This is a genomic window from Enterobacter cloacae complex sp. 2024EL-00214, assembly GCF_043945575.1.
Lineage (GTDB): Bacteria > Pseudomonadota > Gammaproteobacteria > Enterobacterales > Enterobacteriaceae > Enterobacter > Enterobacter cloacae_P.
Genome location: NZ_JBIMRC010000020.1, coordinates 1 through 14,680 on the forward strand (window position 1 = coordinate 1; position 14,680 = coordinate 14,680).

Here is a 14,680-nt window from a genome sequence, read left to right on the forward strand (position 1 = left end):
CTTCATCGCCTGAATGTGGCACGGGTGTTGAGTCCCCGCTGAAATCGGCGAACCGGAGACCGGATGACAAGGGCTGGACGCCAGGGATGGCGGCCAGAGGCGAAACGAGACAGGACAAAATTGCCGGAAGCAATTTTGAACAACGCTTGCGTTGGCCCCGAAGGGGCGAGTCCCAGGGATGGGACGAGTAATCTTGAGTCGAGCCGACCGCAGGCAGCCGGTCGGGAGGTGAGCGCAGTGCGAAGCACCGATTTCTCCGCGGGGCCGCGGGGATTGATAAGGGGGCCGCGGTGGCCCCCTTATCCCGTTCACAGGTTGTGAGCGTATTATTTTCTGCGGATATTAAGGTGAACGGAATTATCCACCATGCTTAACTGACAAGCATTAGGCGCGATGCCCGTTTTTTTCCCCGTAAATTTGAGGAATCATCGAGCCTGATTATAGTTACTGATACATCGCTTACCCCATCTCTCCCCTGGACGGGAAAACAACGCCAATGGAAAAACGAAAAAATTCGCCACCCGAACGTGCAACATGGCCGACGCGTCAGGCAATGGTACTTCACGGACTGGCAATGAACCTGCCGTGGCTGGCGTTTGTCAACGTGAGCTTTGCGCTCATGATCCTGCTACGCAACGTCCTGTTTCAGGACAGCGATACGCTTTACCCGATCCCGCTCCACCTGACGCGAATTGTCGATGCATCAATGTTCGGCATCATTATGCTGTCAGCCGCCTTAATCATCATGGCCTGGCAGCGCATTGCCGGTATCAGCGTTGTTCTGTTCGTCTGTAGTGCAATCTGGTCGATAACCTGTTACTGGTTTATCACCGACTGGCAACTTCCCCACGTCTGGCCGCTGTGTGCCATCCTGCTACTGGCAGGCCTGACGGCGCTGTATTTCTACCCGGAAGGATTATTGTCCTTCATGTTACCGCTCTGGCTCACCCTACCCGTTGCCAGTTGGATGCTAAATGACGGGGTCAACATTCGCTTTGCCACCATCTGGATAGTCTTCACCCTGATCCTCATCTGTGGCCGTTTTATCCTGCTGAGCTGGTTTGATGAAGCCTGGCGGCGTAATCAGCAGAACCAGCTGTTGATCTCTCGGCTGGATGCGCTGGCGCACCAGGATCCGCTGACCAAAACCGCCAACCGCCGGGCAATGGAAAACGTGCTGAACAATGCGGTTGACCAGGGTAAACCCTTCTCATTGATTATGCTGGATATTGATGATTTCAAACGCTACAACGACACTTACGGCCACCAGGCAGGAGACGAATGCCTGGCGCGTGTTGCGGACGTGCTGAAGCAAACGGTGCGCACACCGAATGATGTGGTATCGCGCTACGGCGGTGAGGAGTTTGTGGTGATCCTCTTCAACTGCAAGGAGAGCATGGCGGAACAGGTTGCCGCACGTATTCAGGAGGGGCTGCGCATGGCGGCTATTCCACACGTTGCCTCAACGGTCAGCGACCACGTTACCGCCAGCATGGGGATTACGGGAATGACGGCGGGACTTACCGCCCACGAGATCATCGCCCGCGCCGATGTTGCACTTTATCAGGCTAAAAATGCCGGGCGGGATCGCTGGTCTTTGTAAAAATGCCGGGTGACGGCTACGTCTTACCCGGCTTTGCTTTTAGTAGCGCACACAAACCGATTTGGTTTCACACCATCCATCCAGCCAGTCCGGGCCGAAGTCGCGCCCGGTGCCGGACTGCTTCATGCCGCCAAACGGCAGGTTGGCGTCGATCAGCGTATGGCTGTTCACCCACACGGTACCCGCCTGTAGCCTGTCGGTATATTCCAGCGCCTTGCTGATATTCTGCGTCCAGACGCTGGCCGTCAGCCCGTATTCAGTGTCATTTGCCAGCGCCAGTGCTTCTTCACCATCGGCCACGCGCACCAGGTTCACCACCGGACCAAAGACTTCTTCACGGGTCAGCCTCAGTGCAGCATCCGGGTTTACCACCAGCGTCGGGGAGACGTAATACCCCTTGCCATCCGGGCCTCGGTTGCCGCTGATAAGCTCCGCGTTGTGCGACTTCGCTTCATCAAGGAAGGTCTGTACTTTATCGCAGTGCGCACGCGACACCAGCGGATTAATAAACGCCTGGGGTGACATACCCGGGCCAACGCTCAGGGATTTCACCGCCTGTTCAAAGCCGCCGACCAGCGTGTCAAACAGCGGTGCTTCAATGTAAATACGGGAGCTGGCCGCACAAACCTGCCCCTGGTTAAGGAAGCTGCCGGTCATCAACCCTTCAATTACCCACGCAGGGTCGGCATCTTTGAGCACAATGGCCGGGTTTTTACCGCCCAGCTCCAGGGTAACGCCCGTCAGCGTATCCGCCGCCGTGCGCGCAATCTGTTTACCGGTCGCCGTTGAACCGGTAAAACTCACTTTCGCAATATGCGGATGCGACGTCAGCGCAGCACCACACACTGCACCGCTCCCCGTCACCACGTTAAACACGCCGTCAGGAATGCCCGCTTCGCTTGCCAGTTCCGCCACGCGTAGCATGGTCAGCGGCGTGGTCTCCGAAGGTTTGATCACGATGGAACAGCCAGCGGCCAGCGCAGGCATCACTTTCCACATGCCGATCATCAGCGGGAAGTTCCACGGCACAATCCCGGCGACGACACCCACCGGCTCTTTGCGCGTCCACGCCTGGTAACGAGCCCCCTGCGGCAACGGGATAGAGAGATCGAGAGTCTTCCCGGCAATTTTGGTGGTCAGCCCGGCGGTATAGCGCATCCAGTTCAGGGTGCAGCCCACTTCAAAGGCTCGGGAAATGTTAATCGATTTCCCCTGCTCCAGCGTTTCCAGCTGCGCCAGCTCTTCGCTGTGCTGCTCCACCAGGTCAGCAAAATGCAGCAAGATACGTTCGCGTTCTGCCGGGAGTTTCCCCGCCCAGCGACGACCAACAAACGCGCGCCAGCCGGACATCACGGCACGGTCAACATCATCTACGCTGGCATCTGCGGTTGACGCAATCACCTCTCCCGTGGCCGGGTTGAACACGTTCAACCGTTTTTCGCTGTCGGATGCAGTCTGACGGCCTTCAATCCACAGGCCATGATGTCGGTCCAGAAACTGCTGCACGCCAGGCAGTACGGCTACCAGTGATTCAGACATAAGGTACTCCTTCGTTATTATTCGCAGGGTGTTACTGCAGTCTAAGAGGGCTTTCGCATTCCTGCTTTTATCTCTGTGACATTCGCTTTGCCACCTGTGACAGGCTCCGCAATTCGGGATAATTCCGGCTTATAACGCTGTTCCCGGTGAGTGTTCTTTCCTATAGTCAGCCTCATAGCTCTGACAAAATGCAACACAAATGCAACAATACGAACACATTGACGGTGCGGCGAGATAAACGATGGCGGGTGCAAGCGAACAGGAAAAGTATCAGCAGTGGCTGGCGCAAATTAACCAGGTTTGCGGGCATTTCGACGCGCGTCCTTTAGAGGGACAATTCATTGGTGAACTGGAAACCAGCTATGCCCGCAGCCTGAAGCTAAGCACCGTGACCGCAGGTAGCGTAAACCTGTTTCGTACCCGTCAGGAGATAAAAAACGGCAACGATGCCTGGTTCTATACGGTGTTTCAGCTCGACGGTAGCGCAGAGATTGAACAGGACGACCGCCGTGCCATTCTCAACACTGGCGACATTACCCTCCTCGACGCCTCGCGCCCCTGCTCCATCTACTGGCAGGAAAAATCCCGCCAGATTTCGCTGCTTGTTCCTCGTCAGATTATTGAGCAACAGTGCCGTTTTCAGGAAGTCAGCTGCGCACTCACGCTGTCGCGCAGTCTGCCGACCGTACAGCTAAGCCATCGTTTGTTGCAGGAGAGTATGGGAAATGCCGACCTGAGCGATATAGAAAGTGAAGCGGCGCTGGAAGCGATGGTGTGTCTGTTACGCCCGGCCTTTCAGCAGCGTGAGTCTACGCAGCCACGTAAAGAGCGCCAGTTCCAGAATGTTCTGTCACTGATTGACGACCATATTCAGTCTGAAGCCCTGCGCCCGGAATGGATTGCCACAGAGAGCGGAATGTCGGTGCGCAGCCTGTACCGTATGTTTGCCGATAAGGGGCTGGTGGTCGCCCAGTATATTAAAAACCGCCGTCTCGACCTCTGCGCGCAGGTGCTGCGCTCCGCCAGCGATGATGAGAAGCTGGCGGGAATTGGCTACAGCTGGGGGTTTGCCGACCATAGCCATTTCTCAACGGCGTTTAAGCAGCGCTTTGGCGTGTCGCCCGGCGAGTACCGTAAGCGTTGCCGCTAACTACTTCTTCAGCCACTTACCGTTAATACCCTTCACGTATTCGCCCGGCTGTGCGCGCTCCACCAGTTTTTGCCCTGCCATTTTTGCCACTTCATCAACCGGTAAATTGTTGCTGTCGGCCAACTTTTGATAGTTTTCCGTGCGCGCGGCGTTGATGCGGTTAACCAGCGCCAGGGTTTCTGCATCTTTCGCGATCGGGGCAATATAACCGCTCAGCGTCTCCCCAACGCGCCCCTGCGCACGCGCGTCGTTCAGCGTCAGCGTGGTGGCCTGCACGTTCATCCCCAGTGCCAGTAAAATGAGAGCTAGTGTGCGTTTCATGGCGTCCTCAGAACAGATCGCTGCGTGATTTCAACAGGGTTTCAACGTCTTTATCGACCTTAATATGGATCTCATGTTCGATTTTCACGTTCATGTTGATGGTAATCGGCTCCTTCGGTGCTGCGACTTCAATGCGCGGCGTACAGCCCGTCAGCATCGCGACCACAGCAACGGTGAGCACACCAGCCATCTTTTTCATTGTTGTTCCTCACTTTCCTTGCCAGTCGAACTGCGGGTACTGGGTATTGCCGCGTGTTGCTCAAACCAGGTTTGCAGGTTGTCCCCAAAACGCAAGCTGCGCCAGAGGGTAAAGACATTCTCGTCATGGGTGTAGTTCAGGTTCACGGAGCTGCTTTTACCCTCTACCCGGCTCGTCCCCTTGATGGTGGCCTGCATGGTTAATTCGCCCAGATTATCTAAATTGATTCTCGTCCACGAACGTGAGATTTCCATATAGCGGAGCCAGTTGATTGCCGCGCCCGCTACCATATTATCGTTCACAATCGCATCAGCCGTATCTTTATCAATACGCAGCGTCATTGGCCCCGGGTTGGTCAACCAGCCATCTTTGATGATCCATTTTTCATTCTCCAGCCAGAACGGTAGCGCACCGCTCACCGGACCTGACACGGCAAACTGCTTCGGATTGACGGCGCTAATCAGTTCGCTGGAGGAGATATTGTCAACACGTAGAAGTGCGGGATCGTGCTGCGGCATTCTCAGTTGTTGCATGGTGATTTTCCCGCCGAGCGCTTCAACCTTCACGTTGGTGAGCAACAGCGGGTTTTCCTCACTCCAGGGATAGTTCCCCTGGAGATCCGCCGTGATATTCCGCGCGGTCACCAGGTTTTCCACTTCGCCAATGCGCAACGTAACCGGGCCACGCGTTCCCAGCGACCAGGTGCCCTTGCTAAACCGGAACGGCAGAACGAAGTCGACGCCGTTGATTTGGTTATCAGGCATCCAGGCGCTACCGGATTTCAGTACCCCGTGCCCGCCCGCCTCAAAACCTTGATCGGCAGCCGCAGAAAACGCGACCTGCGCATAGAGTTCACCTTCACGCAGCGTCATTTTCCAGTCCGGTGGGATCAACGACTGGAAAACGGTGAGAGACTGCTTCGGCCACCACGCTTGCCCGCGAAGACGTTCACCATCCCAGCGACCATTCATCTGAACCGGGCCGATTTTATCGGCATGGAGGTCGCCTTTGAACTGGAACAGCGTCGGGTCGGAACCGTCAACGCTGAAGGTCAGCACCGACGCTGGCAACACACTCCCCCCTGAGAACGTGGTTTGCCCGGCATTTAACGACAGTGCGCCACTGAATGCCGGTTTCGCGGGATCGCGTAGCCAGCGGATCGGTTTATCCAGCACCAGACGCGGTTTGCTGACCAGCATTGTTTCATACTGAAGTTTGTCGAACCCCGTCGACAGATCCGTCAGCGAGATCGCTGTATCGCGCCATTCCCCTTTACCAGCCACATCCCAGCGCGCGTTCATCGGCGTGAAGTTCCCTTTGCCCCAGTAGCGCCACTGCCACAGACCGCTGTCCGGTAAAAAATCGTTGGCCTGGCCGTCCAGATGCAGCTCAAAATCACCCATTTCATTTTCATGCGCCCGCAAAATGGCCTGCAGGCGACCATCCACGCCTTTCTGCGCCAGCTTCACGCCCGCCAGCGGCCAGCGGATTTCATCAATATTGAGGGAGTTAATGACGCGGCCACGCGAACGCAGCAGTGCGCCGGGTTCAAAAGTGAGCTGCGGATCGTTCAGGCTTCCGGTCAGTTTTGCCGGGAGCTTGGCATAGAGGACAAAATCGTTTTGTTTGGCTTCACCGCTCAGATGGAGCGGCATGTCACTGTTTTCCATACTGAGCTTGCCCGGCCCAATATTCAGTACCGCGTTCCCTTTCCCTGCATCGCCGTGGGTGAGCACGTTCAGGCGTCCGGCAATTGTGGCTTTCTCCAGCCCTTGTTGCCAGTTGTCGATCCGCATACCCATTCGCCCACTCATCGGCATGCCTGACAGGTTCCAGTTCCAGCGCCCGTCACTGATATTCAGCTGTTCCGCCGTAATTTGCCACGGCAGGTCGAGCAGCGGATCGGGGTTATCACGCGCCATGACCACCAGTTGCCCCTGGTTTTCTTCCCAGTTCAGATCGGCATCAACCAGAGACGTTAACTGTGGCACGCTAAAGGTGGCGAGCGCATGGCCTTTCACCGGCACGCCGTCCGGAACCAGTGGTAACGTAAACTCACCCACCAGTTTCACAGGCTGCGGGTAATCCGGCAACAGAGCGTCCAGTTGGCTGATGGTCAGCGTCTGGCCACGCAGTTTTCCCTTGATGCTCACCTGCTCACCTTTATAGGTGAGCTCCTGAATAGCGGGAGTCAGCGATGCGTGGAGTTCTCCCTGCCACTGTTGCCAGGGGGAAAGCGTCAGGCGGTGAATGGTGAGCCAGGTATTCGGCAATACAGCCTGCCACTGCGCCAGCGTTTTGGGTGCCACCGTGGATGGCGCAGTGGCAGGCAGCTTGCTGAGACACGCCGAATTAAGCTCAAGCGCACCAATATCAATGTTCCAGCGGCTGGGATGTGACAGCGTCGCGTTTTCTACGCGAGCCATTTCGCAATCCTCAACCAGATAGCGAAGATCGGGGATCGTAATGGCGTGACGCGTCAGTCTGGGGCTTTTTTCAAAAGCGATACGTGTCCCGACAGGCAGCCAGATCCCGGCTAGCGTCGGTACCCACTGCGCGAGCGTCATCAGCAGCGTCAGCGGCAACAAAATCAACAGCAGTAAAAGCGCGATTGCGGCTTTATATTTACCCTTCATGGGCAGTTAATATCCTGATTTAGCGAAATAATTAAGCCGACAGTGCCGATCATTGTCGCATGTTTAGTCATTCAGTTGAAGTGAGTGACCGTTTTAAGGATAGATGCTCTCACACTATGCGGTGAATTTTTTATTTTTAGCTATCTCAATAATTTATTTATTATTCAATGCGTTGAAAATCATCGCGAGTGGCTAATCGCGCAGAATAGTAGCAAATTATCAGCCCCAATTTATACACCAGGATTCCTGGTTATCGCCCCAAAATGCGCTTTTTTGCGTATCGTCTTTGCATTCATGTCAGGGCTGCCGTACCAGATGAAACATTATCAGAATGTTTTGCCGTCAAACGGGGTCGTTCAAAGCATGTCACGCAAAGGGATTACCACAACCACGAGCGAATCCGTTCAGGATTAAAAGGCCTGAGCCCGGTAGAATACCGGGCTCAGATTCAGTTAGCCGCCTGGCAAATCGCAGTCCAACTTTCGGGGAGCCGTTCAATCAGGCGGGGAGCTAACGTCGATAAAGAAATCTGATCTGAATAATAATTCAATCTCTAAAGAAACTACTTCTCAACAATTTCTTTTACGTCGGATTGATGAATTTGATGAACACCGCCATCTGCATCATTATAAGAGATCAAGCCAGTATCTTTATCTATTTTCGGTTTACCATGTGTCGATATCATATGACCGTCATTGCTTGATATGACATAATCACTTGAACATCCAACCGCCATAAAAACCATTGCTAAAGAAACCAGTGAAATTTTGTAATGTTTCATTTTAACCTCGAAACTGGAAGTATCATTTTTATAAAAGCATTCTTCGAAAAACATATGAAATATTATAAACAACGTCAATTCACGTCAACAAAACCAGCATAAAAACTTTCCTTAAAGTTATTTTGTTGTCGTTTCATTTAAAAATTCATTTTACCCGACAGGTGTAGAATCATGAATCGACACTATTAGCTATAAAGCTGAAAATGATCCCATTGTTGATTTCAACATCATTACACTTTGCCAACAAACAGCTTTAGTTTAATAACAAACCTTTCAAGCACCTCAGCTTTATGAGCAACCATTTAATATCCATTTAAACTTTATAATTTAACTTAATTGACAATATACCCACTTTATTTGGAGATAATGACGAAATGCCAAAAGATGCTGATCTGATGCGGATGAAAGTTGAACTCAATAAGAGCGTCCGCGAGCGTATCTTTCATGCAATACTTTTCGAACTGCTTGCCAATGTCATAATTGCGTTTTTTCTCTTCTGGGTGCTTAAGGTTTCGCTGATGCAGTCTGGCCTGCTGTCACTGGTATCCGCGCTAACTGCCATGGTCTGGAACTACATCTTTAACAAAATGTTCGACGAGTTGCAGAAACACTACACATTTGAGCGTAGTTTTATGATACGGACGCTACATGCTGTGACGTTTGAGATGGGGCTGATAGTCACACTAACACCGGTGGCAATGCTGCTGTTAGGCTTGCCATTACTCGATGCCTTTTTTGTTGAGATTGGCCTGGTACTGTTTTTCCTGCCCTATACCTTGCTCTATAACTGGAGTTATGACCAGCTTCGCTGGATATTTTATGGACAAAAAAAAGCGGGGGATTTACCGCTCCAAAATCCAATAAAAAAGAAAATGTGACATACCCATATTACTATTAATACAATATGAATATAGCAATTCACATTATGATGTGCCGAGTCGACATTGCCCCGGAGTGTATCCATATTCGTTATGGAACGTTCTGCTGAAATGCGCGCAGTCACTAAAGCCAGTACGTAAAGCGATTTCTGTAATACTTTCACCCGAGTTACGTAAAAGCCATTTACCGTATTTCAGACGGCAGTGCCTGATAAATTCAGTAGGTGTCTGGTTAAATTCTGATTTGAACAATCGGCACAGCTGTCTTGAACTCAGGTTCACCTGCTCTGATAACCATTCAGTACTAATTGATTTAACCAGGTATTCCTCAACCAGAAATACAGCTTTACGCAAACGAGGATCTGATACGCGGGTGAACCCAAGGGCCTGTGAAATGCTGACGGTATTTTGTTCCAGTCTGTTGGGTACGGCCATCTGATGAATAGCTTTTGTCGCCCTGTCTGGACCACAGTGTCTTCTGATAAGTTCAACCGCAGCAGATATTGTTGATATTCCCCCTGGACAGGTCATTATGCTTTTACTGTCAACATAGTTGCATCCGGTAACTGCCCTGACATCAGGGAAACGCCTGCAAAAATCTTCCAGATGATAGGGATGCACAGCAGCCTGCTGCCCGGCCAACAAACCTTCTTCGGCAAGCACAAAACTGCCGGTGCATATCCCCACGAGTTTTTTGCCAGCGTGCCAGGCTGTATTAATATACCGCCTGGCCTGGCTGGAGCCTTTATGCAGACTTCTGAGCAACCCGCCAATAACCACTATATAATCAAATTGTTCGGGATCCAGATAGCATACGTCTGTATTTACGGATACACCTGAACTTGAAACAATCACATCCGTGCCACAATCGCCCATAATATGCCAGGAGCAGCGTTTCTTATAACTGTCGTCACCATTGTCAGCCGCATGTCGCAAGGCGTCAACCAGACCTGCCAGAGCCATCAAGGGAAATTCAGGCCAAAGCAATATACCAACCCGCAGTTCGGGTACACCTGATGATAAAGCCGTATGCAGCTGATCTATATCATTAATAAAATCATAGGGTACCGCAGAAGATGAATTTTTCATTTCAAGCTTTCACCTGTAACTTTCCACATAGCACAGTGAATAATAACCCCAGCAAAAGTAACGATGCACCTGTAATGAAACGAGATGTCATCACTTCCCCTAAAATAAGATTACCGGCAAATATCCCTAATACTGGTGTCATCAGGATTAACGAACTTAACGATGCTGCCTGATACTGTCTTAACAGACTAAACCATACCAGATAACTAATAAACGAAACGACAATCGTCTGACAAGACAAGTTAAGCACAGCTGTGGTGTCCAGTACAATATTAAACGGCTCGCAAATCAGGGCATAGGTACAAAGCGCTATCGATGCAATAGCTAACTGGTAGAAAAGTGTGCAGGAGGCCGGTATGGTTGATAACATGGTACACCGTATAATTATTGTGCTAACCCCCCATCCCAGGCCTGCAATTATAGCAAAAAGATCGCCTGAGAGAGACCAGTCCAGATTCGAAGAGCCTATCCCTAAAGCAAGAGCAGTGCCTGCTACTGAGCATGAAACTCCAGCCCACTGATATTTGTTTAATTTCTCTTCCGGAATAAGGAAGTGAAGTCCGACTGCTGTGATGACTGGTGCGGTATATAAAAAAAGCGAAATATGCGAAGTCTGTGTCCTGGTTATTGCTGCGGTAACCATAAAAAACTCAAGTGCGAAAAGTCCCCCGGTCATCATGGCTGCGGGCAGCAACCTGGGATCAGCAAGTCTGCGAAGTATGCAGTCCTTCTTATTGAGAAGAAGAAAGACCATTAATGCGGCCACACCAGATCTTAATCCGATCTGCATAGATGCAGTTATATTTGATTCAAGTAATTTTATGGCCACTTGCTGCCCTCCCCAGATACTACAAATTAGTATCATGGTAAAGAATACCTTCAGATCTATTTTTTTTCGCATTTTAAATTTAACTATGACGTAATGTAAAAATATCCTCCCCTATGATAGGAAAGACATAGGGTCAGATTAATCAACCACGCCGCCTGATGCCCCCCTCAACCGGGAACAGTAGCGGCTGATGGCAAAAAGGAGTCAGGGTTGCCTGATAAAATTAGAACTGATTGAATCACACTCAGTTTGAGACAGCTTAATAAGACTTAATCCGGAAAGAGTTTCTTTGTGTTCGTTTCTGAATATGACAGCGCCAGTCTTTGTTTCATATGGTTGATATTTTTTAAACAGGTTGCCATCGGCACCATTTGCGATAACCTTACGATCGCTGTTACCATCAAAAAGTACAAAGCATGTTTTGTGAGGAAGAAAACCACTGCTACTGCCAGTGTTGGAAATATTCAGTTTAAATTCATCATAATAATACGACTTATCATGATACCACATTACACCTGATTCAGTTCTGACAGCACCGACATAAAAATCATCATAATTTTTTTTGTAATCATCATCTTTTTTAGCAGCGTGCGCAATTGTACTTATCAGACAAAGTGTTACCACTAAGACTTTCGAGTATAACTTCATGTTTTCTCCGTGAGGAATTTCATTACCAGATTAAATGACATATGTAATTTTACCATCTACTGGCAGGTGTGATTGAACGACACGGACAACGTGTTGAATTATTTTGACTCATTCCCGACCACGACAACCGCTTAGCCGCAATGTGGTGTGTCCAAAATTCAGTCTTATGAATCACCACGTGTTTAACAGGTACCTCAGAGTCATTTAAAATGGCTTAAAAAGTGGAGCCCATGAGCGGTAAACGTTATCCCGAAGAATTTAAAGTTGAAGCAGTCAAACAAGTTGTTGATCGTGGTCATCAGTTTCCAGCATTGCAACATATCTAAGTATCACCGCCCACAGTTGGCCTGTTCGTCTGCTTTGTCGGGTTCTGGACGTTCATCCGAGTGGGTTTACGCTCGGCTTCAGCAGCCGCATTCACCACGACATCAGGCAGTTCTGAAACTGACAAAACAGATCAAACAGTGCAGTCTGGAATCGGGATGCATTTATGGTTATCGCAGGATCCATTTGGATCTGCGAAATAGTGGGCGGCAGTGCGGAGTGAACAGACTCCTGCGACAATTCAAGCCTGGTGCTCCGGATAAACGCCTGGTAACGGAAATACAGCTAACTCGATATTCACCAATACCTCATCGGCCAGGACACACCTTGCTGCATCAGGTTGATAATCGGTATCATCCGCAAGATGTTTTACACGCAAAAAACCAAGATTAAAATAATTTTGACATCGTCTTGTAGGGATCCCGTTAAAATGAAAAAACCATCGTTAGAGATCTTCCACAACCATATGTCTTCACATGGTTATTACATGGACCAATGAAATCCACATAATAAAAAAACACCCATAATCACGCAAAAAGTGTGTTTATGGGATGCTAGATTAATCTACAAGCTTCAACTTAAATCCGTGATGGTTAACATTTATAGCGTACCAATCTCCTTTAAAGTAAATTTTAAAACTTATCTCATCAATTTGATCAGGCAGTTTAGGATTAAGAGACAACGTTTCATCAATACTCAGCCCACAGAATCCATACAGAATGTTCATATAGGTTCCACCCATCGCTGCCGTATGTAACCCATCCTGAGTGTTGCCATGTAAATTATCTAAATCACACCGTACATTTTTCAGAAAATAATCCATTGCTTTTTCCTGCATACCTAATTGGCTATATACGATGGAAAAAATAGAATACGAGAGAGAGGAGTCATGCGTGGTAACTTCGTCATAATAATTAACACTATTCATTCGACATTCAGTTGTTGTCACCCCAGGGAAAAGCATCAGAGCCAACACTGCATCAGCCTGCTTGGATATCTGATATCGATAAATAGTCAGCGGATGATAATGTAGCAACAAGGGATATTTGTTTTCATCATAAAATGGCCAGCGGTCTTTATTTATAAAATCACGATCCTGCATAACGATATTTTTATGGCTGTCCGTTAATAGACACATTATGGACGAATAGTACTGTAATTGCCCTAGCTCTTCATCGATTAGACCCAGTCGTTCCTGGATATTATTCCAACGTCCATGATCGCTGGCAGCGAGAATTTCAGAAAGTTGAACAACCCATTTGAAATGGAACTGCACCATGCTGTTTGTATAGTAATTATCATTTACCAGAACGGAATATTCATCCGGCCCGGTAACTTTATCAATATGAAAAGCCCCATCTCGTTCATACCCGACATCGCAGAAAAATCGAGCAGTTTCAAGTAAAACCTCATAACCGCCGTTGAAAAAAAACTCTATATCACCTGTAAACTGAAAATAACGAATAAAGGCATAGGCAATATCTGTACTGATGTGTAACTGAGCCGTGCCTGCTTCAAAAAAGGAAGATGATTCGATCCCAGAAATAGTTCTCCAGGGATAAGATGCACCCCGCTTATACCCAAGGCTCTTTCTGATCTCCCGTGCAGCCTCCAGCGTATTGATTCTGAACTGAAGCATCTGTTTTGCCAGTGATGGTGATGTATGCAAAAAAGCCGGGAATATATACATCTCAGCATCCCAAAAGTAATGCCCCTCGTATCCATTACCACTGAGTCCTTTAGCTGAAATGCTGGTATTACCGTCTGTGCCCAGAGAGCAAAGCAACGACCATAAACCAAAATTGACACTCTCCTCTATTCGAAGCTCAGACTTAACGGTAATTTTGGCATTTTCCCAGTACTCTGTAAGCCATGCCTGTTGCAATGCAGCCAGTTCATCAAATGTGATATCGAAACCGGAGAATTTAACCTGATGATATTCATAACTTAAAATCTTTGTAAAAACATCGCCAGTGACTGGCGTTGTGATAACAAACCGGTCTTCATACTGCTGCACCCGGTTTGCCGGAAGACTTAAATGCCAGCGCAGCATTGCTGACAAACCTGATTTACAGGTCGAAAAGGCGATATGCTGTTGAGCAAAATCGATATTATCAATCATCACGTTCTGGACATCATGGCTAACACGAGGATCGTTCAGATCTATAGTCGCGTTATTAGTGAAACGAAACTCATGGGATAGCACAATTTCTTCATCATGATTTAATCGGTTAAACCGGTAGTGAATAGCAAATAGATCTTTTTTTACCAGGGATGCAAGTCGCGTTATAGTAATACGTGTACGGCGTCCTTTTGGCGAACACCATATCAGCTCCCGTACCGTTGAGCCTGCAGACATATCAAGATATCGGGTGTGCTCTTCGAGATTACCTTCAAAAATGGTGAATCTCTCACCACCAATTTCAATGACCGCCATTTGTCCATCCACTACCCCAATCATCGTTTCTCCCGTCTCCGGGAAGCCATAGCAGCGCTCAGGATAATGAATATTCTTCGTCTCGTAGAATCCATTAATGTAGGTCTGCTTATTTGCACGATAACTTGTGTAGTGGTTTTCTTCTAACCCGCCCCGCACGCCAATAAATCCGTTTCCGTTAAAAAAAATACTTTCAGCTTTCTCGAGGCTGGACGCATCGAGTTCGTTAATATAAATACGCATACA

At 49.1% G+C, this 14,680-nt stretch carries 13 protein-coding genes and 2 pseudogenes; 6 read left to right on the forward strand and 9 right to left on the reverse strand.

Features of this window, described 5'->3' with window-relative positions; all coding sequences use genetic code 11:
- The coding region (locus tag ACHHZ6_RS19110; RefSeq protein ID WP_395122885.1) for a hypothetical protein at positions 1-191 on the forward strand (191 nt) is incomplete at its 5' end.
- A gap of 305 nt (positions 192-496) precedes the next feature.
- Positions 497-1,603: a GGDEF domain-containing protein gene (locus ACHHZ6_RS19115; protein ID WP_182271328.1), complete on the forward strand. Its 1,107-nt coding sequence runs from the start codon at positions 497-499 to the stop codon at positions 1,601-1,603.
- Positions 1,604-1,642: 39 nt separating this feature from the next.
- On the opposite strand, the gene ACHHZ6_RS19120 is transcribed toward ACHHZ6_RS19115, so the two are convergent.
- Complete coding sequence (locus ACHHZ6_RS19120) at positions 1,643-3,142, reverse strand: aldehyde dehydrogenase family protein (RefSeq protein WP_182918478.1); 1,500 nt, start codon at positions 3,140-3,142, stop codon at positions 1,643-1,645.
- Between the two features lie 241 nt (positions 3,143-3,383).
- On the opposite strand from ACHHZ6_RS19120, the gene feaR reads away from it, so the two are divergent.
- Complete coding sequence (feaR, locus tag ACHHZ6_RS19125) at positions 3,384-4,292, forward strand: transcriptional regulator FeaR (protein ID WP_182918479.1); 909 nt, start codon at positions 3,384-3,386, stop codon at positions 4,290-4,292.
- Here feaR and ACHHZ6_RS19130 read toward each other — a convergent pair whose 3' ends face one another.
- Genes ACHHZ6_RS19130 through ACHHZ6_RS19140 form a run of 3 tightly spaced genes read right to left on the reverse strand, consistent with a single transcriptional unit; the run spans position 4,293 to position 7,448 of the window.
- Complete coding sequence (locus tag ACHHZ6_RS19130; protein WP_395122886.1) at positions 4,293-4,613, reverse strand: YdbL family protein; 321 nt, start codon at positions 4,611-4,613, stop codon at positions 4,293-4,295.
- A gap of 7 nt (positions 4,614-4,620) precedes the next feature.
- The gene (locus tag ACHHZ6_RS19135; RefSeq protein WP_182271324.1) at positions 4,621-4,812 is read right to left on the reverse strand and encodes a YnbE family lipoprotein; all 192 of its coding nucleotides are present in this window, start codon (positions 4,810-4,812) and stop codon (positions 4,621-4,623) included.
- Positions 4,809-7,448, reverse strand: a complete 2,640-nt coding sequence (locus ACHHZ6_RS19140) for a YdbH family protein (RefSeq protein WP_395122887.1) — start codon at positions 7,446-7,448, stop codon at positions 4,809-4,811. The genes ACHHZ6_RS19135 and ACHHZ6_RS19140 overlap by 4 nt, the downstream gene beginning before the upstream one ends.
- 300 nt (positions 7,449-7,748) lie before the next feature.
- Between ACHHZ6_RS19140 and ACHHZ6_RS19145 the strand changes: the two are divergent.
- Positions 7,749-7,909: pseudogene (locus tag ACHHZ6_RS19145) on the forward strand (IS3 family transposase); the annotation flags it as partial.
- Between the two features lie 101 nt (positions 7,910-8,010).
- Here the strand turns inward: ACHHZ6_RS19145 and ACHHZ6_RS19150 are convergent.
- Positions 8,011-8,229, reverse strand: coding sequence for a YgdI/YgdR family lipoprotein (locus tag ACHHZ6_RS19150; RefSeq protein WP_395122888.1), 219 nt, complete (start codon positions 8,227-8,229; stop codon positions 8,011-8,013).
- A gap of 374 nt (positions 8,230-8,603) precedes the next feature.
- Here ACHHZ6_RS19150 and ACHHZ6_RS19155 point away from each other — a divergent pair, with 374 nt between their 5' ends.
- The gene (locus tag ACHHZ6_RS19155; protein WP_395122889.1) at positions 8,604-9,107 is read left to right on the forward strand and encodes a PACE efflux transporter; all 504 of its coding nucleotides are present in this window, start codon (positions 8,604-8,606) and stop codon (positions 9,105-9,107) included.
- Between the two features lie 45 nt (positions 9,108-9,152).
- Here the strand turns inward: ACHHZ6_RS19155 and ACHHZ6_RS19160 are convergent, their stop codons facing one another.
- The 3 genes from ACHHZ6_RS19160 to ACHHZ6_RS19170 all read right to left on the reverse strand — a co-directional run bounded on the left by ACHHZ6_RS19160 (position 9,153) and on the right by ACHHZ6_RS19170 (position 11,673).
- Entirely contained in the window at positions 9,153-10,196 is a 1,044-nt protein-coding gene (locus tag ACHHZ6_RS19160) for a GlxA family transcriptional regulator (RefSeq protein WP_395122890.1), read from the reverse strand.
- A gap of 1 nt (position 10,197) precedes the next feature.
- Entirely contained in the window at positions 10,198-11,097 is a 900-nt protein-coding gene (locus ACHHZ6_RS19165) for a DMT family transporter (RefSeq protein ID WP_395122891.1), read from the reverse strand.
- Positions 11,098-11,229: 132 nt separating this feature from the next.
- Positions 11,230-11,673 carry a hypothetical protein gene (locus tag ACHHZ6_RS19170; protein WP_395122892.1) on the reverse strand — a complete coding sequence of 148 codons (444 nt, stop codon included), beginning with the start codon at positions 11,671-11,673 and terminating at the stop codon, positions 11,230-11,232.
- A gap of 230 nt (positions 11,674-11,903) precedes the next feature.
- Here ACHHZ6_RS19170 and ACHHZ6_RS19175 point away from each other — a divergent pair.
- Positions 11,904-12,243: pseudogene (locus ACHHZ6_RS19175) on the forward strand (IS3 family transposase); the annotation flags it as partial.
- 313 nt (positions 12,244-12,556) lie between these two features.
- Here ACHHZ6_RS19175 and ACHHZ6_RS19180 read toward each other — a convergent pair.
- Positions 12,557-14,677 carry a glycoside hydrolase family 65 protein gene (locus ACHHZ6_RS19180; protein ID WP_395122893.1) on the reverse strand — a complete coding sequence of 707 codons (2,121 nt, stop codon included), beginning with the start codon at positions 14,675-14,677 and terminating at the stop codon, positions 12,557-12,559.
- Positions 14,678-14,680 lie beyond the last annotated feature (3 nt).

Coding starts and splice junctions, on each gene's coding strand:
- ACHHZ6_RS19115 (WP_182271328.1), top strand. CDS start 497: ATGGAAAAACGAAAAAATTCGCCACCCGAACGTGCAACATGGCCGACG.
- ACHHZ6_RS19120 (WP_182918478.1), bottom strand. CDS start 3,142: ATGTCTGAATCACTGGTAGCCGTACTGCCTGGCGTGCAGCAGTTTCTG.
- feaR (WP_182918479.1), top strand. CDS start 3,384: ATGGCGGGTGCAAGCGAACAGGAAAAGTATCAGCAGTGGCTGGCGCAA.
- ACHHZ6_RS19130 (WP_395122886.1), bottom strand. CDS start 4,613: ATGAAACGCACACTAGCTCTCATTTTACTGGCACTGGGGATGAACGTG.
- ACHHZ6_RS19135 (WP_182271324.1), bottom strand. CDS start 4,812: ATGAAAAAGATGGCTGGTGTGCTCACCGTTGCTGTGGTCGCGATGCTG.
- ACHHZ6_RS19140 (WP_395122887.1), bottom strand. CDS start 7,448: ATGAAGGGTAAATATAAAGCCGCAATCGCGCTTTTACTGCTGTTGATT.
- ACHHZ6_RS19150 (WP_395122888.1), bottom strand. CDS start 8,229: ATGAAACATTACAAAATTTCACTGGTTTCTTTAGCAATGGTTTTTATG.
- ACHHZ6_RS19155 (WP_395122889.1), top strand. CDS start 8,604: ATGCCAAAAGATGCTGATCTGATGCGGATGAAAGTTGAACTCAATAAG.
- ACHHZ6_RS19160 (WP_395122890.1), bottom strand. CDS start 10,196: ATGAAAAATTCATCTTCTGCGGTACCCTATGATTTTATTAATGATATA.
- ACHHZ6_RS19165 (WP_395122891.1), bottom strand. CDS start 11,097: ATGCGAAAAAAAATAGATCTGAAGGTATTCTTTACCATGATACTAATT.
- ACHHZ6_RS19170 (WP_395122892.1), bottom strand. CDS start 11,673: ATGAAGTTATACTCGAAAGTCTTAGTGGTAACACTTTGTCTGATAAGT.
- ACHHZ6_RS19180 (WP_395122893.1), bottom strand. CDS start 14,677: ATGCGTATTTATATTAACGAACTCGATGCGTCCAGCCTCGAGAAAGCT.